General features: G+C 63.8%; 19 protein-coding genes, 1 tRNA gene and 2 pseudogenes. 15 read left to right on the top strand and 7 right to left on the bottom strand.

The genetic code is table 11. From position 1 onward, the window contains the following. The first annotated feature begins 3 nt into the window (after window positions 1-3). The 4 genes from lgt (at window position 4) to pyk (ending at window position 9,060) form a co-directional block, all read left to right on the top strand. Window positions 4-1,164 carry a prolipoprotein diacylglyceryl transferase gene (lgt, locus tag V3C33_07435; GenBank protein XAS69082.1) on the top strand — a complete coding sequence of 387 codons (1,161 nt, stop codon included), beginning with the start codon at window positions 4-6 and terminating at the stop codon, window positions 1,162-1,164. 265 nt (window positions 1,165-1,429) lie between these two features. Beyond that, the gene (gltB, locus tag V3C33_07440; protein XAS69083.1) at window positions 1,430-6,046 is read left to right on the top strand and encodes a glutamate synthase large subunit; all 4,617 of its coding nucleotides are present in this window, start codon (window positions 1,430-1,432) and stop codon (window positions 6,044-6,046) included. Further along, the gene (locus V3C33_07445; protein XAS69084.1) at window positions 6,039-7,496 is read left to right on the top strand and encodes a glutamate synthase subunit beta; all 1,458 of its coding nucleotides are present in this window, start codon (window positions 6,039-6,041) and stop codon (window positions 7,494-7,496) included. The genes gltB and V3C33_07445 overlap by 8 nt, the downstream gene beginning before the upstream one ends. A 73-nt stretch (window positions 7,497-7,569) precedes the next feature. Next, entirely contained in the window at window positions 7,570-9,060 is a 1,491-nt protein-coding gene (gene pyk / locus V3C33_07450; protein ID XAS69085.1) for a pyruvate kinase, read from the top strand. Between the two features lie 115 nt (window positions 9,061-9,175). Here the strand turns inward: pyk and V3C33_07455 are convergent, their stop codons facing one another. Next, the gene (locus tag V3C33_07455; GenBank protein ID XAS69086.1) at window positions 9,176-9,781 is read right to left on the bottom strand and encodes a response regulator; all 606 of its coding nucleotides are present in this window, start codon (window positions 9,779-9,781) and stop codon (window positions 9,176-9,178) included. Between the two features lie 207 nt (window positions 9,782-9,988). Here V3C33_07455 and V3C33_07460 point away from each other — a divergent pair. Beyond that, window positions 9,989-10,070: transfer RNA gene (locus V3C33_07460), tRNA-Leu, on the top strand. Window positions 10,071-10,863: 793 nt separating this feature from the next. Here V3C33_07460 and V3C33_07465 read toward each other — a convergent pair. After that, entirely contained in the window at window positions 10,864-11,796 is a 933-nt protein-coding gene (locus V3C33_07465) for a ribonuclease Z (protein XAS69087.1), read from the bottom strand. A gap of 491 nt (window positions 11,797-12,287) precedes the next feature. Next, the gene (locus tag V3C33_07470; protein XAS69088.1) at window positions 12,288-12,611 is read right to left on the bottom strand and encodes a hypothetical protein; all 324 of its coding nucleotides are present in this window, start codon (window positions 12,609-12,611) and stop codon (window positions 12,288-12,290) included. A gap of 345 nt (window positions 12,612-12,956) precedes the next feature. On the opposite strand from V3C33_07470, the gene V3C33_07475 reads away from it, so the two are divergent. The 5 genes and pseudogenes from V3C33_07475 (at window position 12,957) to V3C33_07495 (ending at window position 16,057) form a co-directional block, all read left to right on the top strand. Next, window positions 12,957-13,868, top strand: coding sequence for an SDR family oxidoreductase (locus V3C33_07475; protein XAS69089.1), 912 nt, complete (start codon window positions 12,957-12,959; stop codon window positions 13,866-13,868). 311 nt (window positions 13,869-14,179) lie between these two features. Next, window positions 14,180-14,380: a ribbon-helix-helix protein, CopG family gene (locus V3C33_07480; GenBank protein ID XAS69685.1), complete on the top strand. Its 201-nt coding sequence runs from the start codon at window positions 14,180-14,182 to the stop codon at window positions 14,378-14,380. Next, the gene (locus tag V3C33_07485; protein ID XAS69090.1) at window positions 14,377-14,745 is read left to right on the top strand and encodes a Fic family protein; all 369 of its coding nucleotides are present in this window, start codon (window positions 14,377-14,379) and stop codon (window positions 14,743-14,745) included. Before V3C33_07480 ends, V3C33_07485 begins: the two co-directional genes overlap by 4 nt. A 335-nt stretch (window positions 14,746-15,080) precedes the next feature. Continuing rightward, entirely contained in the window at window positions 15,081-15,500 is a 420-nt protein-coding gene (locus V3C33_07490; GenBank protein XAS69091.1) for a transposase family protein, read from the top strand. Window positions 15,501-15,859: 359 nt separating this feature from the next. Next, window positions 15,860-16,057: pseudogene (locus V3C33_07495) on the top strand (DUF4913 domain-containing protein). A 147-nt stretch (window positions 16,058-16,204) separates the two neighbouring features. Here the strand turns inward: V3C33_07495 and arfB are convergent. Then, window positions 16,205-16,627: an alternative ribosome rescue aminoacyl-tRNA hydrolase ArfB gene (arfB, locus tag V3C33_07500; protein XAS69092.1), complete on the bottom strand. Its 423-nt coding sequence runs from the start codon at window positions 16,625-16,627 to the stop codon at window positions 16,205-16,207. A gap of 347 nt (window positions 16,628-16,974) precedes the next feature. Next, a complete protein-coding gene (locus tag V3C33_07505; GenBank protein ID XAS69093.1) occupies window positions 16,975-17,196 on the bottom strand; it encodes a hypothetical protein in 222 nt (73 codons plus the stop codon). Window positions 17,197-17,548: 352 nt separating this feature from the next. Between V3C33_07505 and V3C33_07510 the strand changes: the two genes are divergently transcribed. Together V3C33_07510 and V3C33_07515 are read left to right on the top strand one after the other, a co-directional pair. Further along, a complete protein-coding gene (locus V3C33_07510) occupies window positions 17,549-17,824 on the top strand; it encodes a hypothetical protein (GenBank protein XAS69094.1) in 276 nt (91 codons plus the stop codon). 194 nt (window positions 17,825-18,018) lie between these two features. Next, window positions 18,019-19,575 (top strand): IS1182 family transposase, encoded by a 1,557-nt coding sequence (locus V3C33_07515; protein ID XAS69095.1) that lies wholly within the window; start codon window positions 18,019-18,021, stop codon window positions 19,573-19,575. Between the two features lie 230 nt (window positions 19,576-19,805). Here V3C33_07515 and V3C33_07520 read toward each other — a convergent pair whose 3' ends face one another. Continuing rightward, window positions 19,806-20,390, bottom strand: a complete 585-nt coding sequence (locus tag V3C33_07520) for an HhH-GPD-type base excision DNA repair protein (protein ID XAS69096.1) — start codon at window positions 20,388-20,390, stop codon at window positions 19,806-19,808. Between the two features lie 533 nt (window positions 20,391-20,923). Here V3C33_07520 and V3C33_07525 point away from each other — a divergent pair. Both V3C33_07525 and V3C33_07530 read left to right on the top strand, forming a co-directional pair. Next, window positions 20,924-21,229 (top strand): annotated as a pseudogene (locus tag V3C33_07525) (MFS transporter). Further along, window positions 21,222-22,478, top strand: a complete 1,257-nt coding sequence (locus tag V3C33_07530) for an FAD-dependent oxidoreductase (GenBank protein XAS69097.1) — start codon at window positions 21,222-21,224, stop codon at window positions 22,476-22,478. The pseudogene V3C33_07525 and the gene V3C33_07530 overlap by 8 nt, the downstream one beginning before the upstream one ends. 273 nt (window positions 22,479-22,751) lie before the next feature. Here the strand turns inward: V3C33_07530 and V3C33_07535 are convergent, their stop codons facing one another. Next, the gene (locus tag V3C33_07535) at window positions 22,752-23,357 is read right to left on the bottom strand and encodes a PadR family transcriptional regulator (GenBank protein ID XAS69098.1); all 606 of its coding nucleotides are present in this window, start codon (window positions 23,355-23,357) and stop codon (window positions 22,752-22,754) included. 388 nt (window positions 23,358-23,745) lie between these two features. On the opposite strand from V3C33_07535, the gene V3C33_07540 reads away from it, so the two are divergent. Next, a complete protein-coding gene (locus tag V3C33_07540; protein XAS69099.1) occupies window positions 23,746-23,943 on the top strand; it encodes a hypothetical protein in 198 nt (65 codons plus the stop codon). Window positions 23,944-24,176 lie beyond the last annotated feature (233 nt).

The following is a 24,176-nucleotide window of genomic DNA, read 5'->3' on the forward strand; positions in this document are numbered from 1 at the left end:
ACAATGCAGACTCTCCTCCACGCGGCGGCCCTTGTTCCCGCGAGCATTCCGAGCCCGGACTGGTCCGGTTTCGATATCCCGCTGCCGTGGGGGTCGCTGCGGATCCACGCGTACGCCCTATGCATTCTGGCCGGAATCATTGGCGGCCTCTGGCTGACATCGGTCCGCTGGGCCAGGCGCGGAACGCCGGAAGGCAGCGTGTGGGACATTGTCATCTGGGCCATCCCGTTCGGCATCATCGGCGGCCGGCTCTACCATGTGGTTTCCTCCCCGGACGCCTACTTCGGTCCCGGCTTTGACGGTACCGGCGACCTCGGGCTGATTCCGCAGATCCAGCGCGGCGGCCTCGGGATCTGGGGTGCAGTGGTGCTGGGCGCGCTTGGAGCCTGGATCGGCTGCCGGCGGGCAGGCCTCAAGCTGACGGCCTTCCTTGACGCCGCGGCTCCGGGGCTGCTTCTCGCGCAGGCGATCGGACGCTGGGGTAACTACTTCAACCAGGAGTTGTTCGGCGGCCCCACTACTCTGCCGTGGGGTCTGCAGATTGATGCGGACAACGCGAACTTCCCCGCCGGGATGCCGGCGGAAACCCTGTTCCACCCCACCTTCCTCTACGAGTCCCTCTGGAACATCGTGGGCGTGGTCATCCTGCTGGCGCTGGACCGTAAATTCCACTTCCGGCGCGGGCGGCTCTTCTGGGTCTACGCGATGTACTACACCCTGGGCCGGGTATGGATCGAAGCAATGCGGATAGACGATGCCGAGCAGATCAACCTCTTCGGCATCACCACCCGGCTGAATGTCTGGACCAGCATCTTTGTCTTTGTGGCGGCCCTGATCGTATTTATGGTCCTGGGCCTGCGCAAGGGGGCCGAACGGGACAGCCCGTATCTGCCCGGCCGCGAACCGGCTGAAGTCGAGGAAAAGGACGACGACGACGCAACCGCGGATGCCGCCGTCGAGCCCGCTGATGCGGACCCTCCAGCCGACGGCACGGCTGCCGCGACGGAACGCCAGGCCGTCCGGGATGCGGACTCTGGTGTCTCAGATAGTGAATCGCGTGATAATCTCCCTGATAACCACAGCGGTCCGGGGCATCCTTCTGCCCCAACGGAAGCGGTACATAAAACCACCGGAGCCGCGCCGGAAGCCGGAAGTACCAAGTAGTCCGGTACCGGCAAAAGCAGGGCCACAGAGTTACCGCTCGGAGAGCCCGTCACCACAGCGTCGTGGCATCAGGGCCCAGCCCGGACAGCACAGAGCTGCTGGCCGGTCAAGCCCGGGCCAGAGGTCCGCGTAACTGTTAGTTCTGCAGACCCGGCTGGCCTACAATTCCAGTAAGTAACACTTTGTTGCGCCCGTCACACCGGCGCTCTGAGTGGGGCCAATGTTGTCCCTTCCATACGCACGATCAGGAGGAAGGACGTCTCCCATGACCCAAACTCTTCACAGTCCCAGCTGGTCCGAGCCGAACCAGCCGGACGCCGTCATGTCACCGTTTAAACGGTTCGCGGCGCTCCCCGAGGCACGTGGGCTCTACAACCCGGATCAGGAGAAGGACGCCTGCGGTCTTGCGATCATCGCCACCCTCCGCGGAGAGCCTGGGTACGACATCGTTGACGCGGCCCTCACTGCCCTGCGCAACCTTGAGCACCGCGGTGCTGTGGGCGCCGACGAAGGCACCGGTGACGGCGCGGGCCTCCTCATGCAGGTGCCGGACGAATTCTTCCGTGCGGTCAGCGAGTTTGAGCTCCCTGCTCCCGGGCAGTACGTAGTGGGTACGGCGTTCCTGCCCGCAGAACAGCGTGAATCCGATGCGGCAAAGACCGGCATCGAGGGCCTGGCCGCTGATGAGGGCCTGACGGTCCTCGGCTGGCGCGAAGTCCCCATCGTCGCCGATCTGGTGGGTGCCATGGCCCGCGCCTGCATGCCGTACTTTTCGCAGCCCTTCTTTGCCTCTTCCACCGGCGAGCAGCTGGACCGCAACGAACTCGATTCCAGGGCCTGGCGGATCCGCAAGCGGGCCCAGAACAAGTTCGGCGTGTACTTCCCGTCGCTGTCCTCACGCACCATTGTCTACAAGGGCATGCTCACCACAGCCCAGCTTGAGCCGTTCTACCCGGACCTTTCGGACAAGCGCTTCAAAACCAAACTGGCCATTGTCCACTCCCGCTTCTCCACCAACACCTTCCCGTCCTGGCCGTTGGCCCAGCCCTTCCGGACCATCGCGCACAACGGCGAAATCAACACGGTCAAGGGCAACCGGAACTGGATGCGGGCGCGCCAGTCGCAGCTCGCCAACCCGCTGCTGGGGGATTCGCCGGAGGAGCTGTACCCGATCTGCACGCCGGGTGCTTCCGACTCGGCTTCCTTCGATGAGGTCGCCGAGCTGCTCTGGCTTTCCGGCCGCCCGATCACGCACTCCATCATGATGATGATCCCCGAGGCATGGGAAAACCACGCCACCATGGATCCCGCACGCCGTGCTTTCTACGAGTACCACTCCCTGCTGATGGAACCGTGGGACGGGCCAGCAGCGGTGTCGTTCACGGACGGCAATCTGGTGGGCGCAACGCTGGACCGTAACGGGCTGCGTCCGGGACGTTACTGGATCACCGAAGACGGCCTGGTCATCTTCGCCTCCGAGGTGGGCGTGATCGACGTCGAGCCTTCCAAGGTGGTCAAGAAGGGCCGCGTTTCCCCCGGCAAGATGTTCCTTGTGGACACCGACGCCGGCAGGATCATCGGAGACGCCGAGGTCAAGGCCGAGGTCGCCGCGGCGAATCCCTGGGCCGACTGGGTCAAGGCAAACCTGATTGACCTCAACGATCTGCCGGAGCGCGAGCACGTGATGCACACGGCTGCCTCGGTCAACATCCGCCAGCGGACATTCGGCTACACCACAGAGGAACTCAGGATCCTGCTGGGCCCCATGGCCCGTACCGGTGCCGAGCCCCTGGGCGCCATGGGTTCGGACACCCCGGTTGCCGTGCTGTCCAAGCGGCCGCGCCTGCTCTTCGACTACTTCGTGCAGTCGTTCGCCCAGGTCACCAACCCGCCGCTGGACGCCATCCGCGAGGAGCTCGTCACATCGCTGACGTGTGCCATCGGCCCCAACGGCAACCTGCTTGACGTCAAGCAGGTCCGCCAGCCCCAGATTTCTTTGCCGTTCCCGGTGATCAACAACGACCAGCTCGCCAAGATCGCCAATATCGAGAGCGCCGACGGCGACAAAGTGGCCATGAAGGTGCGCGGACTTTACCGCCCCGAAGGCGGTGAGAACGCCCTGCGTGCCAGGCTGACCGAAATCTGCGAGCAGGTTTCCGGCGCCATCAACCGCGGCGTCCAGTACGTTGTCCTCTCGGACCGCGATTCCAATGCCCAGTGGGCACCCATTCCCTCGCTGCTGCTGGTCAGCGCCGTGCACCACCACCTGCTGCGCAGCGCCAACCGCACCAAGACCGCGCTCGTGGTGGAGGCCGGCGATGTCCGCGAGACGCACCACGTCGCCGTGCTTATTGGATACGGCGCGTCCGCCGTCAACCCTTACCTGGCCATGGAATCCGTGGAGCAGCTCATCAGCACCGGAGATGTTGTCGGCGTCACGCCGCAGGACGGCGTGTACAACCTCATCAAGGGCCTGGGCAAGGGCGTGCTGAAGATCATGTCCAAGATGGGCATCTCCACGGTGGCTTCCTACACCGGCGCCCAGACGTTCGAAGCACTCGGCCTGGGCCAGGAGCTCGTGGACGAATTCTTCTCCGGCACGCATTCCCAGCTGGGCGGCGTGGGCCTCGATGTCATCGCTGCCGAAGTTTCGGCCCGGCACCAGATGGCCTACCCAGAAGGCGGCATCGAACAGCCGCACCGTTCCCTGCTTGGCGGCGGCGAATACCAGTGGCGCCGCGACGGTGAGCCTCACCTCTTCAACCCGGAGACGGTCTTCCGCCTGCAGCACGCCACGCGTGAGCGCCGCTATGACATTTTCAAGTCCTACACCCGGGGCGTTGACGACCAGTCCGAGAACCTCATGACCCTGCGCGGCCTGCTGAAGTTCAAGGACGGGCAGCGCCCTGCCGTGCCGCTCGAGGAAGTGGAGCCCGTCTCCAGCATCGTCAAGCGTTTTTCCACGGGTGCCATGAGCTACGGTTCCATCTCCAAGGAAGCCCACGAGACCCTCGCCATCGCCATGAACCGGCTGGGCGCGAAGTCCAACACCGGTGAAGGCGGCGAGGATGTGGACCGCCTGCTGGATCCCGAGCGCCGTTCCGCGGTCAAGCAGATCGCCTCGGGCCGCTTTGGCGTCACAAGCCTGTACCTCAGCAACGCGGACGACATCCAGATCAAAATGGCCCAGGGCGCCAAACCCGGCGAGGGCGGCCAGCTGATGGCCCAGAAGGTCTACCCCTGGGTTGCCCGGACGCGCCACTCAACTCCCGGTGTGGGGCTCATTTCGCCGCCGCCGCACCACGACATCTACTCGATCGAGGACCTCGCGCAGCTCATTTACGATGCCAAGCGCGCCAATCCTTCCGCAAGGGTGCACGTCAAGCTCGTCTCCGAGGTGGGAATCGGCACTGTTGCCGCCGGTGTCACCAAGGCGAAGGCCGACGTCGTACTGGTTTCCGGCCACGACGGCGGTACCGGCGCCTCGCCGCTGAACTCGCTCAAACACGCCGGTGTGCCGTGGGAGCTGGGTCTCGCGGAGACCCAGCAGACCCTGATGCTCAACGGCCTGCGCGACCGCGTGGTGGTGCAGGTTGACGGCCAGCTCAAGACGGGCCGCGACGTTGTGATCGCCGCACTGCTCGGCGGCGAGGAATTCGGGTTCGCCACGGCACCGCTGGTGGTTTCGGGTTGCATCATGATGCGCGTCTGCCACCTGGACACCTGTCCCGTGGGTGTTGCCACCCAGAACCCCGAGCTGCGGTCCCGCTTCAGCGGCAAGCCGGAGTTCGTGGTCAACTTCTTCGAGTTCCTCGCTGAGGAAGTTCGGGAGATTCTCGGCGAGCTCGGCTTCCGCACCCTTGAGGAGGCGATCGGCCACGCCGAAATGCTGGACACCCGCGACGCGATCAACCACTGGAAGGCCGAAGGGCTGGACCTGGATCCGATCCTGCACGGGCTCGAGTTCGACGACGACGCGCCGCTGCGCAACCTGACCGGCCAGAACCATGAGCTGGACAAGCACTTCGACCAGCGGCTGATCGCCATGGCAGCGGAAGCCCTGAGCGACCGCAGCCCGGTGAAGATCGCCGTGGACGTCATCAACACGGACCGCTCCGTGGGCACCATGCTGGGCCATGTGGTGACCAAGACATTCAGCACGGACGTCCTGGCAACCGACACCATTGACATTACGCTGACCGGTACCGCCGGCCAGTCGCTGGGCGCCTTCCTGCCGGCCGGCATCACGCTGCGGATGTGCGGCGACTCCAACGACTATGTGGGCAAGGGCCTGTCCGGCGGCCGGATCATTGTCCGTCCGGACCGCACCAACGTGTTCCAGGCCGAGCTCAATGTGATCGCCGGAAACGTCATCGGCTACGGAGCCACGAGCGGTGAGATGTTCCTGCGCGGCCAGGTCGGCGAACGCTTCATGGTCCGCAACTCCGGTGCCACGGCTGTGGTGGAAGGCATCGGCGATCACGGCTGCGAGTACATGACCGGCGGCCAGACACTTATCATCGGACGGACCGGCCGCAACTTCGGTGCCGGCATGTCCGGCGGCACGGCCTACGTCCTGGACCTCCAGACCACCCGCGTGAACAAGCAGGCCCTGGAAACCGGCGAACTGAAACTGCTGGAGCTCGACGCCGAGGACCGCGACATTGTGCACGGACTCCTGGTCAAGCACGTTGAGGAAACCGAATCGCTTCTGGGCGCACGTCTGCTCGAAAACTTCGACGACACCGCTGCCCGCATTACCAAAGTGCTGCCGCGTGACTACGCGGCTGTCCTGCAAACCCGTCTTGACGCCATCGAAGAGGGCCTGGATCCCGACGGCGAAGAAGTATGGTCTCGAATCCTGGAGGTGACCGGTGGCTGATCCACGCGGATTTCTGAAAGTACGTCAACGCGAAACCCAGCCACGCCGTCCCGTTCCGGTCCGCATCATGGACTGGAAGGAAGTCTACGAGGCCCAGGAAAAGGGCGTCCTCAAGAGCCAGGCCGGCCGCTGCATGGACTGCGGCGTGCCGTTCTGTCACCAGGGCTGCCCGCTGGGCAACCTTATTCCCGAGTGGAACGACCTCACCTGGCGGGACAAGGGCGAGGAAGCAATCGAGCGGCTGCACGCCACCAATAACTTCCCCGAATTCACCGGCCGGCTCTGCCCGGCACCGTGTGAAGCGTCCTGTGTGCTGGGCATCAACCAGCCTGCGGTCACCATCAAGCAGGTTGAAGTCTCCATCATCGACGAAGCCTTCGAGAACGGCTGGGTCAACCCGCTGCCGCCGACACGCCTGACCGGCAAGACGGTGGCCGTTGTGGGGTCCGGGCCGGCCGGTCTCGCAGTGGCGCAGCAGCTCACCCGCGTGGGCCACACCGTGGCTGTCTACGAACGTGACGACAAAATCGGCGGGCTCCTCCGCTACGGCATTCCTGACTTCAAGATGGAAAAGGAGCAGGTGGACCGCCGGATCGTGCAGATGAAGACGGAGGGCACCCGCTTCCGTACCGGTGTTTCCGTGGGTACCGACGTGACGTGGGAACAGCTTCGCCGCCGGTACGACGCCGTGGTGGTTGCCACCGGCGCCACCGTGCCCCGTGACCTGCCGATTCCCGGCCGCGACTTCGAAGGCGTCCACTACGCCATGGACTACCTCGTTCCGTCCAACCGTGTGGTTGCGGGGGAGACCGTGGAGGACCAGATCCACGCGAAGGGCAAGCACGTTGTGATCCTGGGCGGCGGCGATACCGGCGCGGACTGCCTGGGCACCGCGCACCGTCACCAGGCAGCTTCCGTAACCACGCTGGCGATCGGCAAGCAGCCTCCGGTGGAGCGCAACACCAACCAGCCCTGGCCCACGTTCCCTACCCTTTTCGAAGTTGCCAGCGCGCACGAAGAGGGCGGCGAACGCACATACCTCGCTTCTACCGTGGAGTTTGTCGGCGAAGACGGCAAACTGACCGGCGTGAAGGTTGCCGAGACTGAATTCGTTGACGGGCGCCGGCTGCCCAAAGCCGGAACAGAACGGATCATCCCGGCGGACCTTGTGTTCCTTTCGCTTGGTTTCACGGGTGCGGAACCGGCAGGCATCACCGAGCAGGTCAGCGCGGAATTCGACGGCCGCGGAAATGTGGCCCGCGACGGTTACTACATGACCAACACCGAGGGAGTGTTTGTGGCCGGCGATGCCGGGCGCGGCCAGTCTCTCATTGTGTGGGCTATTGCCGAAGGCCGCGCCTGCGCCGCCGCGGTGGATAAGTTCCTGATGGGCAGCACCATTCTTCCGGCCCCCGTTTCGCCGACTGAGCGGGCAATCGCGGTCCTCTAGTCTCAATCCGGAGCCCACGGAAGTTCACCTCCACGACAACTTAATCAACGCAAGAGACTACTAGGGTAGGTATATGAGACGCGCAAAAATTGTGGCCACCTTCGGACCGGCAATCGCCAGCTTTGAGAACACCCTCGCGGTGCTTGAAGCCGGCGTCGACGTTGCCCGGATGAACATGAGCCACGGCGACTACACCGTGCACGACATCACCTATGAGAACGTCCGCAAGGCTGCGGCGCAGCTCAGTAAGCCTGTGGCAATCATGGCTGACCTCCAGGGACCCAAGATCCGACTCGGCCGGTTCGTTGATGGTCCGCATGCGCTGGCTGTCGGCGACATCTTCACCATCACCACCGAAGACGTGCCCGGCACGCAGGAAATCTGCTCCACCACGCTCAAGACCCTCACCCAGGACGTCAACGTCGGTGACGCCCTGCTGATTGATGACGGCAAGGTCGCTTTGCGTGCCATCGAGGTGGATGCCGTCAAGGTGGTCGCCCAGGTGACTGTCGGCGGCATGGTTTCCAACAACAAGGGCATCAACCTGCCCGGCGTTGCGGTGAACGTACCGGCACTGAGCGAAAAGGACGAGGACGATCTCCGCTGGGCCATGCGCCGTGGCGTTGACCTCGTGGCGCTGTCTTTCGTCCGTGACGCAACGGACATCAAGCGCGTCCACGAAATCATGGATGAAGAAGGCCGCCGTGTGCCGGTGATCGCCAAGATCGAAAAGCCGCAGGCCGTGGAGCAACTGCACGAAATCATCGACGCCTTCGACGCCATCATGGTGGCCCGCGGCGATCTCGGCGTTGAGCTTCCGCTGGAGGAAGTGCCGATCGTCCAGAAGCGCGCCATCGAACTGGCACGCCGCTGGGCCAAGCCGGTCATCGTGGCCACCCAGGTGCTCGAATCGATGATCGACAATCCTCGCCCCACCCGCGCCGAGGCTTCGGACTGCGCCAACGCAGTGCTCGACGGTGCCGATGCAGTGATGCTGTCAGGCGAGACCAGCGTGGGCAAGTTCCCGATCGAGACGGTCAAGGTTATGGCCCGGATCATCGAGTCCACCGAAGTACACGGCCTCGAGCGCGTTCCTCCCTTGGGCACCAAGCCCAAGACCCGCGGTGGCGCCATCACCCGTGCCGCCGTCGAAATCGCCGATCAGCTGGATGCAAAGTACATCTGTACTTTCACCCAGTCAGGTGACTCTGCCCGCCGCCTGTCCCGTCTGCGCCCCATCAAGCCGGTATTCGCATTCACTCCGGTGGAGCACGTCTGGAACCAGTTGGCTTTGACCTGGGGCATCCAGCCGGTGCTGGTCCCGATGGTGGGCCATACGGATGAAATGACAGCACAGGTTGACCGCAGCCTTCTGGACATGAAGCTGGTGGACGACGGCGACCTCGTGGTTATCGCCGCCGGTTCCCCTCCCGGAAAGGCCGGCTCCACCAACTCGCTCAAGGTCCACAAGGTGGGCGACCTAGCCGATACTTCGCGCCTGGGCGAGTCAACCGGAAACAAGGAAAAACTTGGTCCGTGGCCGGAAAAGAAGAAGAGGAACTAGGCTGGCGCCTGATCAGCTGATGTGAGCCGAGCAAGCCAAAAGGGAGGGCCCCGCCACGCGGGCCCTCCCTTTTGAGTGCTGCCTTGCTGCCTGTCGCGGTATTGGAGCGCCGGCGCTAGTTGACCTGGTTGATGATGGTCTCGGCGACTTCGCGCATGCTGAGGCGGCGGTCCATGGAGGTCTTCTGGATCCACCGGAACGCTTCCGGCTCTGTGAGGCCCATCTTGGTGGTGAGGAGGCTCTTGGCGCGCTCCACGAGCTTGCGGGTGGCGAACTGTTCCTGCAGGTCCGTCACTTCACTTTCGAGGGCCTTGATTTCCTCATGGCGGGACAAGGCAATCTCCAGGGCCGGGATGAGATCGGCCGGGGTGAAGGGCTTGACCACGTAGGCCATGGCACCGGCATCGCGGGCGCGTTCAACGAGTTCCTTCTGGCTGAAGGCCGTCAGCAGCACCACGGGGGCGATGCGTGCTTTGACGATCTTCTCCGCGGCTGAGATGCCGTCCATCACGGGCATCTTGACGTCCATGAGCACCAGGTCAGGCTTGAGCTCCTCGGCCAGCTGGACAGCCTTCTCGCCGTTGTCTGCTTCGCCCACGACGTCATAGCCTTCGCCCCGGAGGATCTCGATGATGTCCAGGCGGATAAGGGTTTCGTCCTCCGCGACAATTACGCGGCGCGCCGGCTTGGACGTGGGGTTTGACTCCGTCTGTTCTGACACGGGATCTCCTTGAAAAGGTACGGCGGGAACCTGACTATCTTAGGTGTGCCCGCGGCTGTACTTGGATCTGCATGGTTCATTGCGGCGTCACTGGCGCGATTCTGGAATTCAGCCTATCTGCATGTAGAGTAATTTCGCGCACTGGAGGTCATCGCGTTGCTCACAACTCTGCTGTGAGCCTACGATTGTTACTTCCGTGTAATCCGCGCCCGAGTGGCGGAATTGGCAGACGCGCCGCACTCAAAATGCGGTATCGAAAGGTGTGTGGGTTCGAGTCCCACCTCGGGCACAGTGTTATCGCAGGTCAGGGGCCCTTTGGGCCTCTGACTGTGCACAAATCTCCTTTTATGAGCCCCTGAAGGGCCATTTTTAGTTGGGGGCCGTTGCTGTGGCCGGGTGCCTCTTTCCTTGGGTTGGGCGGCTGTTGTTGGCTTGTTACTTCTTCATGGTGGGCCCGGGGCTGGGCAACATGACTAAATAGCGGGGGAGCGGGCGTGCGCCCTCCAGTGCCCGCCGCTTCATTGATCTGAGCGGCCGCATCGCGCCCATGGTCAATGACGGGATCGCCTGTCGATCTCATCACCGACCAGCGCAAATGTGCCACCTGAACGGGGCTTGGTCCCGGGCTTCTTAGCTCAGTTGGCCAAGGCAACCGACTTGTAAACGGCGACGTCGCCGGTTCACAGGGGGCACCGGTTCGAACCCGGCAGGGCCCGATCAGGCTCTGACCAGCGGCTTTACTGCGTCTCAGGTGGCCGATGGCTCATTCGATCCCTGACACAGCATGAACGCACCATCATCATCACCGCTGGGCGACGCGATCGGCCTGGTTCTTGGTGTCGGAGGCGCCGGTTCGCGCCGGCTCTGGAGGTTTAGGACGGCAGAGGGTATCCAGCGCATCCTCGCATTCCCCGACACAATGTTTTCGGGTCATCGAAACCTGCGAATTTCCGGCCCGATAGGCGGCAGCAGCCTCGGCGCCCATGATCCAGGCAGCCCGGGGTGATTCAGCGGAATTCGGCACTGTGTTCGGTTCGCAGTGTTTGGGTGGGCGAGGCAGGTACGAAGGTCCAGAGGCGTCGTTAGAACGCACGGCGTTGCGGAAAGGCAAAGCGGTCAAGGTCATTCGCGGCAACCACTATGGCTCCACCGGCGCGGCTCCGGGCCTGCTCGGCGAGTGGGGCAACGTCCCCGTAGCGCGAAGAAAAGTGGGTGAGGATGAGGGTCCCCGCGCCCGATGATGCTGCCAGCTCGCCCGCCTGCCCCGCCGTGAGATGGCGGAACTGCGAGGCGAGCTCGGCGTCGTCGTCGCTGAAGGTGCACTCGGTGATGAGTAGGTCGGCCCCCTCCGCCAGTTCCTGCGCGCCCTGGCAGGGCGCGGTATCCATGACGAAGGCGAAGCGCTGACCGGGCCGCGGCACGCTCACGTCCTCCAGACTCACGCCATGCAAGTTTCCTTCGCGCTCCAGGCGGCCGACGTCGGGTCCCGCAATCCCGGCCGCCGCGAGTCGGTCAGGAAGGAGCGTGCGCCCGTCTGGCTCCACAAACTGATAGCCGTAAGCCTCGATGCGGTGGTTGAGTGCCCGGACGTACAGGCCCGGCGCGATCGGCTCGGCAGCCCTGTGGCCGGGGCCCGCGTGTTCGATGCCCCCGTAGGCAAAGCCTCCATGCGGATGCAGCCGTAGATCTATGCCCGGGGAGGCGAGGGACACGAGAGCCCGGACCGTGTCCTCGCCGGAGCCAGGATAGTGCAGGTGGACAGGGTGGTTGACCTTGTCAAGGGCCATGCGGGAAAGAACGCCAGGCAGGCCGTAGCAGTGGTCGCCGTGCACATGGGTGAGGCAGATACGCGTGATCTGGGAGACGGTGACTCCGGCGTGGAGCATCTGCCGCTGCGTGCCCTCTCCGGGATCGAAGAGAAAGTCCTCTCCATCGAAGCGCAGCAGGTACCCGTTGTGGTTGCGGGTCCGGGTCGGGACCTGCGAGGCGGTGCCGAGGACGACGAACTCACGCATGGAGCCCAGTCTGCCACTCGATGGCGAGGGGACTCCGGCGTGTTCAGCGCCGGCGCCCCCTCCACTTTGTTTCGTCGCGACGCCGCGGACAACCACGACACCCCCTGGGCCTGCTCCCGTGTTCCAGCTCGTCGGGCGGCGCGCCGCGGAGCCGGTCCTGCCGCCGTGGGTCGCCGGCGCACACGACAAGCGTCCGTATGCTCGGATCCCGTCCGGCCAGCAGCTGAGCGGACGGTGTGTTCTTGCGGCGATCCCTGCTCAAGCGACTATTTCTTGGTGTCATCTCTTCTCTCCTTACGGTGGACGTTCAAAGCTGAGTACGGATTCGAGCTAACCTGACTCCCGGAGGGGTACCTTCGCAGCCGCTTCTGATGGCTTCTTACCTCGTCGGCCTGCTTTTTGTGCGGTTAGACGGTGGTGGCGGCTCCACGGCGAGAGCCATTGGCGTGGCCGCGTCGACCTGAGCGATGCCACGGCGGCGCGGTTCTGGATCAGCAGAGCACCGGGGTCGCCCGGGCCGGCCGGAGCGGTTCAGCGTGACGGACCGAGATTTCAACGGACATGAATCGATCCAAGCCGAGCCGCGGCATGGCTTCCGGCGAACGCGGCGTCATGTTGTCCGCCCTGGACGGAGGTCGACGAATCGTAAGAGAAGCCTGTTGAACGTCTCGATGTCCGTCCTGATCCCAGTCGGCGAATGCTTCGCGCGTGCCCCTCGGACCGTACTGGACGATCCGGTGGCCGATCTCGCGGCCGGTCCACATCAGTTCACGCCGCACCGCCGTGCTGTCGGCCCACCGGATGATTTCCCTCATGGCGTCGTGCAGCTCGGCCCTGACGGGTGCCGTTATGGGCGGCCTGTGTCCCGGCGGACGTTGCGATGGATGGCTGCGCAGTGGCCGCCTGTGCGCCGGACGCAGGACAAATGTTTCGCGGGGCGCTTGACCCACGGGGCGGGGCAGGGCACGCTGGGCCACAGGGGCCGGCATTGAGCGCCTTCGCGTTTGAAAGCAGCATGAATCTGACCAAATGCCTGGACGGACGCGCGGTCATCCGGACACTCATGATTCTGTCCGGATCCTGTCGATGGCACAGCGGGCTTCACGCCACGCCGGGCGGCGCACCAAGTGCCAGCGGCAACCAAGAGTGAGGATGCATGAATGAGCGGCAGCGGACCCGTACTTGTGGTGGGTGGCACCGGCATGCTTGGGGGTCAGGTTGTCACGGAGCTGCTGGCCCGAGGTAAGCGGACGCGAGCCCTGGTTCGCCCCGACTCCGACGCGACCGGCCTCCAAACCGCCGGGGTCGACATTGCCCGAGGCGACATGATGGACCCCGGTTCGCTGCTGAGCGCCATGGATGGCATCGATGCCGTGATCACTTCGGCGGCCGGCTATACGCGGCACAGCAAGGGTGACAGCGCGGACATCGACACCGTCGGCAACGCTAACCTCGTCGAGGCAGCCAGTCGCGCCGGAGTCCGCAGGTTCGTGCTCACGAGCATCCTCAGTTGTGACCAGACTCCACAGGTCCCGCACTTTTGGCACAAGAAGCTCGCCGAGGACAGGCTGGAAGAACTTGGTGTCCCGTTCGTGGCGCTGCGTCCCGGTGCGTTCCTCGACCAGGTCACGCGGTTCGGTGGCGACCCGTTCATCAAGCGGCGGCTCACGTGGCTCGGGTCAGCTCGGACACCGCTGACTTTCGTGCTGACCTCCGACCTCGCGAGTTACCTCGCCGATGCGGTCGACGCTGAAGGAGTCGACGGTGAGCGTATCGAGATCGGCTGGGACCGCCCGGTCGCCATGCAGGACATCGCTGCCATCGCCGGCCGGCTACTCGACGAGCACATCCGTGTCCGGACCATCCCGACCGGCCTCATTCGCGCGATCGGCGTCCTGCTCGCGCCGGTCAACCCGGTGCCCAAGGACTTGGCGGCGATGATTGACTGGTTCCAGACGGGGCGCTACATCGCCGACACCACGCGCCAAAGCGAGGTCTTCGGCCCGCCGCCAACCGCCGAGGACGCCATTGCCAGGTTCGTCAGTGGTCTCGGACACCCGGTTCGCGGATAGCTGCCGGGAAGACTGGGTTCGCAGCGCTCGAGGCACCGTCGGTGCGGGTGGCCCCAAAACTCGCCAGACTTCTCGACCGTCGTATCCTGTATCCTGTCGCACCCAGCTGCCGGGTGGCGGGCGTACTCTCGACGCCGGATGCCTTCCAGACCTCCGGCGTCACTCGGAGGTGAATCGCCGGCGCCGAACACAATCCCCACTGTCGGGCTTTCGATCGGAATGAGCTGGTCAATGATGCGAAACGCAGCGGTGACGGGGACCGGCGGGATCCGAATTGGTAGGTACTGGTTTGGTACCATGTGAGTGTGGCAATGAATCTGCGTGTACCCGAAGAACTTGACCGGCAGCTGGAGCAGCTCGCGGCCGAGGAGCACACCTCGAAGTCGGCGCTGCTTCTTCAGGGCGCGGAGTTGGTTCTACAGCGGCACCGGCGCGGCCGCGATATCAGTGCCGGTCTGGACTTTGTGATGAGTCATGACGCTGAGCTGCTGAAGCGCCTTGAGGACGCGTGACTGCCTACCTCGAGATTGAGGATGCCTTGCAGGTGATCGACAGCTACAGCTTCCACGTCCGTGACGTGGGCCTGCTGGCCTCGGCGCTGGCACGCCCGGCAACCGCGGTCATAGGCGTTGAGGCCTATCCTGTGATGCCGCTGAAGGCGGCGGCGCTCCTGGAATCCGTGGCCCGCTTCCACCCGTTGATTGACGGCAACAAACGGACGGCCTGGATTCTGATGGTGCTTATGCTCTGGATCAACGGGTGCCGCCATGATTTCACTACAGATGAGGGCTTTGACCTTGTCGTCTGTGTGGCTGCCGGCGACATCGGACTCGAACACAGCAGCGCCCTGATCTCGAAGCACATGCTGCAGCGTTAGCCCCGAGGATCAAACCATCGGGCCTCTTGCGGGCCACCTTTCTGTCCCGGGCGTCCGACGCCGACAAACGGGCTTCTCCGCATGCTTCGCTATCAGCGTGGTCATGTCATTTCTGCTGTAGCCCGCGACGAGAATGGCTGAAGCAGGCGGCTGAATCGTGAAGTCCCTAAAGTCATCAGAATGTCGTGAGGTACTAGTCCAGGGCTGATGCAAAGTCGTCGAGCTCGTCCGGCGGATAGGCGCTGACACGCGCCGGGTGGGGTGCTTTTAAAAGTAGGGGAACTCCTGCTAAACAGGTGATTGTTCAAGATCGCTGTTTAGCCAGGAGTTCCTTCGTGCCATCTTCCCCTATCAAGTCCCTTGCTCGCCAGTTGGAACACATCCCAGAGGATGTGAAGTCGGCCGTGACGCCGGGAACGATGCGGGAGGTCCTTGCTTCTGTCCCTGATCCGAGGAAGCGCCGGGGCGTCCGGTATGGGCTGACCGGGATCCTGGTGCTGGCGATCTGCGCGGTCCTTTCCGGGGCGAAGTCTTTCGCTGAAATCGCTGAATGGGCGGCCGACACGGGACGCAAGCCACTGGCCAAAGCGGGGATCAGCGTCCCGCACGTGACCACCATGCAACGCGTGCTTGCCCGAGTGGATGGGGACGCTTTCGATACCGCCATCGGCGTCTGGGTCACCGCTCAGGTGAAGCCGGCTGTCATTGCCAGTCCAAACGTTGTGTGGACATTGTCCACACCCGCGTGCGTGTGATGCCGTGGCTCATCGGTGAAGCCCTCCTTGGCTATTTCTGCTGACACGAGTTCATGCTCCCATGAGGTCTGTGTGAATGACTTTCCGAATGCTCTGGCGGGACGCCCGCCATGGACTGTGTCAGGAATGTCCACCGCCGGGTGGTGCGCGGGACCGGGGCCTTCTGGTCGCCGTTCTTGCTGTGGTTGATCAGTCATGCCTGTCCATATCTGGATGCGCGGTTATCGACAAGACTTCCTGAGCGTGCTCTTGTACCTTGGTCGTCCTCGATTGCTCTGGCGCGTCATCAGACAGTGGCATCAACGGCGAGGGGCGGGCGGGCGTGATTGGTCGGAAGCGAAGGCGCCCGTCGCGTCGTCGAGCATCTGCGCCGCGACGGAGCCGCGGGAATGAGCGTGTGGTGGCGTGACCACGCCGGCCACCACATGCGTGTCCTGTTGGACCGCCAGGGCGCCTTCTACAACTGCGACAAATCCGGTCACAGGGACTCTGAACACTTGGAGCGCAAGAAGGTACCTGCCGGTTGGCTTGCGGACGTGAGGGCCGCCGGAGCTTGAACCGTGCCTGAGGACGCCCGCGTAGGACGATGCCCACACCTGCATTCGTCGGGCTGACCCTCGCCGAGCTCGCCTATTTCACTGCGAGCAGGTCGCTATTTACACGCTCCCGCTGCCCCGCGGCTGAAAATTGTCGACTGGACGGTGCTACTCGGCGGACGGACGCTTTCGTTGCCGTTTCGTCGCCGCCCGCTGTTCCTTTGCGGCGAGGCGCCGACGGTTCGAGCCCCGGGTGGGTTTGGTCACCCGGCGGCGAGCAGCTTCGGGAGCAAGACCCTCTGCCACGAGGTCGGAGAGCTTGGCCAGGGCGATCTCGCGATTGCGCAGCTGAGAGCGCCGCTCGGAGACGGTCACGGTGATCACCCCGGAGATGAGACGTCGTCCGAGACGCGTGACCAGCATCAGCCGTTGGCCATCCGAAAGCGCCGCCGAGTCGCCGACGTTCCACGAGAGCTCGACGCGGCTGTCCGAGGTGTTGACGTGTTGACCGCCTGGCCCGGACGAACGCGAGAACCGCCAGCCGAGTTCCGACGTGGGAATCGTGAGCGCGGGCGACACCTCCAGATCCATGCAACCAGCGTTGCACGATATGGGCGGATCGAAGACCGCATATCCGGCTCGCTGCCGTAATTCTTATCGACCCGGGCCAGGAAGCCCGCGAGGAAGATGAAAATTGTAGTAGTCGCAGTACTGGAATTTCTGATTCACATTCGTGTCGATGCCTGCCATCACCGGACACGTTTCATGGCTTTCGTGGTGCGGGGACGCTCCGGCGGCACGGTCCGCACGGGGTCTCGGCGCTGGCCTGCACCCCTACGGGTGCGCCGATGGCGCCGCTTCAGGCAATGCCCTGGGCGCGGTAATTCTGCCTGGCGCCGACTGCGCCTTCAGCGTCAGCTGCCCTGAAGCGCTGCATCTCAGAGTCGGCTTGCATGGTCGCGCTCAATAACGAGACCGAATGGAACATCGCACGACAGGGTCACGTTGAACCGGGAAAAGTCGTGTCGGGTGACGAGAACACCGCGGATCTTGTCGGCAAGGCCTTCGGCGTGAGCAGTTGCGACTGCAGCGTTCAATCTTTCATACATGTGGCTTTGGTCGTTGACGCGGAAATCGGCAACGACCTGATCTGTGTCCAACTTGTTAACTCCCAAGGGGATGGCTTTCCAGCGGCCGTTCCGCAGGTGCGGAGGACATAAGTTCAAGGCTCCTATCTCCTTCCTCACCCGCGGCCTTCAGCCTGGTGGCCGGATTCGGGATCCGTTAGTCGATCCTCGCGATCATTACGTGCTTGACTTGGGAGTATTCGTCGATGGAAGCGACGACAACTCCTTGCCATAGTCGGATTCGCCGAAGCCGCCGAATGGCATCGGGAACAGTGGACAACTGTCCATTGATCCAGACGGTGCCAAAGTTCAAGTCGCGCATGAAACGCATGGTCCGCTTGAGGCTGGATGTCCAGACGCTGGCTGAGAGCCTGCACGGCACCCCGTGGGCAAAGCGAAGCATCTCTTCGTCGGATGCTTCCTTTTGGATGGTGACTACTGGTCCAAAGACTTCTTTCTGGACGAGCTCGCTATCCTGGGCAACGTCCGTGATGACGGTCAATGGAAGGAAGAAGCCGGGGCGGTCCAGTCGCTGGCCGCCCGCCCGTACACGTGCCGCCGTCGTCTTGGCACGGTCAAGGAAACCGAGTACGCGTTCGAGTTGGCGCTCCGAGACTACGGGGCCAAAATGCCGCGTATGGATTCCTCGGCCTGCGTGTAATCAGCGCCGCTGCATCCCTGGCACGCGCCGCAGGACGGTTCTCGTTTCTGACCGATCAGGAATCCAGTGGTCAGCAACACCGACCCTCGATCGAGGTGGAAAGCGCGGAACGGGTGCCTAGGACGCTGCTGATTAATCCGGCACTTTAAGGCGCGCCTCCGGGCGGATTCCCGGGGATGGTTAAGACTTGGTGTATGCAGGGTCGCGATGATGGTCAACGTCAGCTTTTGGATGCCGATGCCCTGGCCGGGCATATGCTCCCGGCCGGGTCGGTGTTCAGGTTCCTCGCCGAGAACCGGCACGAGTTGTTCCCGGACGATGCGTTCGCGGACCTGTTCGCCTCCGGCCGCGGCCGCCCGTCGACCCCGGCGGACGTGATCGCTTCGGTCATGGTCCTGCAGACCCTCCATAATCTCTCCGACCGCGAAACCGCCGAGGCATTGACCTTTGACCTGCGGTGGAAGGCGGCGTGCGGGTTCGGCCTGGATCAGGGCGCGTTCCACCCGACGGTGTTGACGTATTGGCGCCGGCGCCTGGCGAAAAGTGACCGTCCGCACCGTATCTTCGAGGCCGTCACGGAGGTCATCGCCGGCTCGGGTGCGCTTTCCGGACGCAGGCGCCGGGCCATTGATTCAACAATCCTTGAGGACGCGGTGGCCCGGCAGGACACGGTCACCCAGTTGATCGCGCAGATCCGCCGGGTCGGCCGGGAAATCCCCGGCGCGGACCTGGTGGTAGCGGGTCTGAGCGGCCATGATTACGCCAAGCCCGGGAAACCCGACATCGCCTGGGATGACAGGGGTGCCCGGGATGATCTCGTGTCCGCGCTGGTCGCCGACGCCCTGACCCTGCTGAGCAGTATCGATGCCGAATCCCTGGACGATGCGCAGCAGGAAACGGTCGCACTCCTGGCCTTGGTCGCCGGACAGGACGTCGAACCGGCCGAAGGGTCCGACGGCACGGACGGGCGGTGGAGAATCGCCCGCAAGGTCGCCCCGGACCGGGTCATTTCCACGGTTGACCCGGAAGCCCGGCACGCGCATAAGAGCCGGCAGAAGAAGATCGACGGGTTCAAAAGCCACATCGTGATAGAGCCCGAGACCGGCCTGGTCACCGCCGCGGCCCTGACGAAAGCGGCCGGCGCGGACAACAGCGACGCGGCCCGCGGTGCCGAACTCATTGCCGCCGACACCAGCATCGGAACCGGGCAGGTCGACGTTTTGGGTGATTCAGCGTATGGCAGCGGCGATTTGCTGGCCGCTGTCACTGCCGCCGGCCATACCCCGATCATCAAACCGATGCCACTGGGCCGTGCCGTCCCCGACGGTTTCACTGTCGATGACTTCAGCATCGACGAGAGCGCGAAAACCGTGACCTGCCCGGCGAAGATCACCCGTGCGATCAGTGCGAAAGGACGGGTAAGTTTTGGTGGAGCCTGCGCATCGTGCCCGCTGATGAGCCGGTGCACGACGGCGAAGAACGGGCGGAAAATGCAGATCCACCCCCACGACCGGCTCCGCCGTGAACACCGGGCCAAGGCTACTGACCCGGAGTTCCTGGCGGACTACCGGCAACACCGGCCCATGGTCGAACGCTCGATCGCGTGGATGACCCGCGGAGCCAGACGCGTCCCTTACCGCGGGGTCACCAAGAATAATGCCTGGTGGATGACCCATGCTGCCGCAATCAACCTCAAACGACTCCTCAACCTCGGATTGACCGGCCGGAACGGGACGTGGGCACTTGGATAACACCCCGGACCAGGACCGCCACGCAGAGACCGGCCCGAACGGCGGCCAGAAGCCCCGCGGAGCGCCCAAGACTGGCGACGGACCAGGATTTCAGCCCCGCAGGGCCCCAACCGACGTCCGGCTCCGGCAAAAAAATGGCCCTCCGGAATACCCGGGCGTCATAGATCCGCCTAAATCAGCAGGCTCCTAGGGGGCCTTGGCCGCCGTCGTGATTCAGCTCGTTCTTCTTGTCAGTGCCCGGATGCTTTCGCGGCTTTGGCGGCGGCCCTGGCAGCCTGCTTGCTGGCGCGCACTTTTCTCAGCGACTCCGGGTCCACGATGTCGGCGACAGAAAGATATGCGCCCTCCTGGCCGTAGGGGCCAGCAGCCTCTCGCCAGCCTTCTGCCTGGAGTCCGCACTGCTTGCCGAGCAGTGCGAGGAAGATCTTCGCCTTTTGCTCCCCGAATCCGGGCAGTCCTTTCAACCGGCGGAGCACTTCCTGGCCGTCAGGGTCGTCCCGTGTCCAGATGGCAATTGTGTCCCCATTCCAATCGCGCTGTACGGTCTCGGCGAGGGCCTGAACGCGGCTGGCCATGGAGCCGGGGAAGCGGTGGATGGCCGGACGCTCCTTGAAGATCTCAACGAAGCCTGCCGGGTCGTATTCAGCGATCGCGGCAGGGTCCATGGAGCCGATGCGCGTCATGATCTTTTCGGGTCCGGCAAACGCCGACTCCATGGTCACCTGCTGGTCAAGCAGCATACCGGTTAGCAGCGCGAAAGCGTCATCGCTGAGCAGTTTGTCGGCGGCGGGGTCGCCAGTGATGTGCAGTTCCATGCGCCCATCCTCCCCCCTGCTCTGGGTCCCCGTCCATGCCAGTTCATCGCACCATCTTGTTCGTTGGCGGAGTTGGGACTGCTTAAGGTCAGTTGGCTGGCGTCGAGTGTCTTGACCTCGTTGTGAAGCTGTTCCATCTTCAAGTCGGGCATGGCCGAAGTCTCTGCGGCGTCCTTGAGTTCTTCCAAAATACGCCGCAGTCAAATCGCCCCAACTCAGTGTCGGGGTTGGTGGACAGGCTTACTTTCCTCGCGTCGTCGATGAGGTCGTCCAACAGTTTCAACAGCTTCGTGACTATCTCCGCCATGGAGCCCCTCACGTTTGCGTTTCTCGTTGAGGCAATAGCATGACACGCCCGACGTGTCCCCTTGAACCGGAGTCATAGGGCGGCTATGAGTGAATTGTCCAGCCTTCGACGCCTATCGATCCGATTGGCTGGTGGGTAATTCTCCGGTTTCGGGCCTGAGGGTTCTGGCCGCGTCGAGGGCGTCATCGACGAGAGTCCCTGATGCAGACGCCCAGGCCGCTCACGCCTTGCCGGCGTCGGCACCCACGGCACGCAGTGCCTCATCATCGCCGCCGTCGCGAGCCACTATCCCGGGCACCTGCGCGGGACCGCGCTGGGCTGGGCGCTGGGGACGGGCCGCATCGGCGCCGTCGCCGCACCCCAGGTAGGTGGTCTCCTGCTGGCCGCCGGGCTGGGCGTCAATTCCTATTTCCTCGCCTTCGCCGGTGCAGCCGCCATCGCCGCCGTCCTGCTGGCCGCCGTCGGCCTCAAACTGAAGTCAAAACTCTCAATCTCTCCCTCACCCTCACCAACAGGAGCCAGCAATGTCTGAGCATGCCACGTCCACCGATGTCCTCGTCATCGGAGGGGGAATGGCCGGACTGGCCGGAGCCCTCGCGCTGCGTGAAAACGGCGCCAACGTCACCCTCGTGGAGCGGGCCCCTGAATTCGGCGAGGTCGGCGCAGGGCTGCAGATGGCCCCCAACGCATCCCGAGTCCTCCGGCGCTGGGGCCTTCTGGAAAAGGCACTGGAAATCGGCGTCCAGCCCAAACATCTGGTCTTCCGCGACGCCGTCACCGGCGAGGAGCTCACGCGTCAGACGCTCGGCGGGGAATTCGAGGAACGCTACGGTGCGCCGTACGTTGTGATCCACCGCAGCGACCTGCACCGGGTCCTGCTCGAAGGCTGTGAATCGGCGGGCGTCAAGCTTGTGAACGACGTCATGGTCGAGAGTGTTGAAACCGTGAACGGCCGGGGTGTGATCCACACCGCCGCCGGCGTGGACTACGAGGCCGACGTCGTGATCGGCGCCGACGGACTCAAGTCCACCCTGCGTCCGCTCGTGGCCAACGACCAGCCGGTCCCCTCGGCCTACGTGGCGTACCGCGGCACCGTGCCAATCACCGAAAACACGCCCAAGGCCGACCTCGAGGACGTTATCGTCTACCTCGGACCGGACTGCCACCTCGTGCAGTACCCGCTGCGCAAGGGCGAGTTGCTGAACACCGTGGCCGTTTTCAAGTCCGCCTCCTTCGAACGCGGCGAAGAGCAGTACGGCGGAGTGGAGGAGCTTGAGGCTGCGTACAAGGATTGCGTCCCGGCCGTTCAGGAAGCGCTGAAGAACCTGGGCACCGGTATCCGCTGGCCCATGTACGACCGCGACCCGATCGAAAACTGGGTCGCCGGCCGGATGGTGCTGATGGGCGACGCCGCCCATCCCATGCTCCAGTACCTCGCCCAGGGCGCCTGCCAGGCGCTCGAAGACGCAGCCGTGCTGCAGGACGTCAGCAACGGCACCGTCTTCACCGCGGACGGCGTCAACCCGGATGCCTGGGACGACGCGATCAAGGAATTCAACCACCTCCGCGCCGGGCGCACGGCCCGGGTCCAGCGCACCGCCCGCATCTGGGGCGAATCCTGGCACGTCTCCGGACTGGCCCGGACGCTGCGCAACCTGCTCTTCAAGAGCCGGAAGGACAACGACTTCCGGTACAACGACTGGCTGTACGGCCAGGATGGCGACGGCGTGCCGGCCGTTGACGCGACTCACTCCAGTCTGGCGAACCGGCTTCCTGCCTGACCCGGCGACGGGTCCCTGTCGACATTGCTCTCATGGCATCAGGGGTCACCTCCGTGGGTCTGCGAGCCTTCGGCTCGACGTTCCGACATGGCGTGTGCCAGGCCAGTGGGACACGCAGCTCCATCGAAGTCGATGAGGACCGGCGATGTCCGTCGACAATCAGGCGGACCTTCGACACCGTCTCCCCAGACCTGTCATCGAATGACCCATCAGATGCTCCGGACGCGCTCCATGCCACCGCCGGTTCCGAGCCAGGGCTTCGGAACTACGGGTCTAATCGGCGAGGATGTGGTAGAGCGCGCGGCGGGTTTCGTCTATTTTTTCCATTGCGGCTTTGCGTTGTTCGTCGGTTGCCGAGAAGCGGAATTGGTGGATGACTCCCATGAGCTTTCCCACGCTCTGATGGAAGGCGGGCCCGGATCCCTGGGGATCGGTGTTCCACGCGTTGTCCAGTTCCTCGGCGTGGTCGGTCACATAGGCCGTCCCGGCGTCGGTAAGTGTGTACTCGGTGCGCCGGCCTTCGCCTACAGGTGCGATGAGTTCTTCATCTACAAGCTGCTGAAGCGTCGGATAAACGGAGCCCGGGCTTGGACGCCAAGCTCCGGAAGTTTTCTCCTCGATCGCTTTGATCAGCCCGTAGCCGTTGGACGGTGATTCGGCCAGAAGTGACAGAATCGCGGAACGGACATCGCCCTTGTTGGCTCGACGTGAGCCGCCAGGACCGAAGCCAGGACCGAAGCCCGGACCGAAACCTGGACCGAACCCGCGGCCCGGCCCGTAGCCCCCGTGTCCGTGGGGGCCGCGGCGGCTCCTGCCGCGCCCGAAGCGTTCCATTCCTTGTCCGCAGTCTGCGAATTTGCTTTCGCGAATGCCTTTCATAGCGGCATCGTCCTTCCACTTCGGTTGAGTTTTTCTGATGATCTCCGGGTTCTTCGGCGATAGTTAACGATATATCGGTGAGTATCGCCGGTCAAGGTTAATTGGTTGGAATCGGTCGCGTGTTTCCGCGCGTTGATCAACGGCAACAAACGCACCGCCTGGACCGAGGCGCGGAGGACCCGCTTCAGGTCAAGGCGGGCCCGAGTCGACGCGTGCACCGACGCGTTCGTCGAGACGGGTCGTTATTGGAGGTAGTCGTCCTGCACCGCGTCTGGTGTCAGGAAGCGGCCAGGCGCCGCCCGTGATTGCCGTGTGTTGGCGGTTTGGGGGTCGACTTGCTTGTTTGTTGGGAGGACGATGAAGGGACAGCCACTTAAGGAGGTCTGTGATGTGCTATTCATCGTGCGAAGGATGGCAGAACTACAGGAAGGATGCCGCTCGGGAAGCCGAAGGGCACGGGGACACGAGTTCTAAGGAGACCCCGGAGCCTCAGGTTCAGACGGAGGAAGCCAGAATGTGGACCTACATCGCGCAGCTGGAGGAAGGCGCCGCTCTGGAGCCTGACAGGATCAGCGAAAAGGTTTAGCCGCCGGCAAGAGAGGAGGGCTCTGCAAAGCGGAGCCTTCCTCTTGTTGCGTCACGTCGTGCAGGCAATCCGGCGGAGACGACTTGCAGGGGCGGCGTGGTTCATTGAACCGCGCACGCGCTGGTCGGTTCGGTAGTCGTTCAATGCGTTGCCTTGGGTCGCTGCCGTTTCAAATACGTGTATCTGGTGATGAAGGGGGAGAGGTGGGTGATGTGTTTGAAGTTCGTCCGGGT

This window comes from Micrococcaceae bacterium Sec5.7 (assembly GCA_039636785.1).
Classification (GTDB): domain Bacteria; phylum Actinomycetota; class Actinomycetes; order Actinomycetales; family Micrococcaceae; genus Arthrobacter.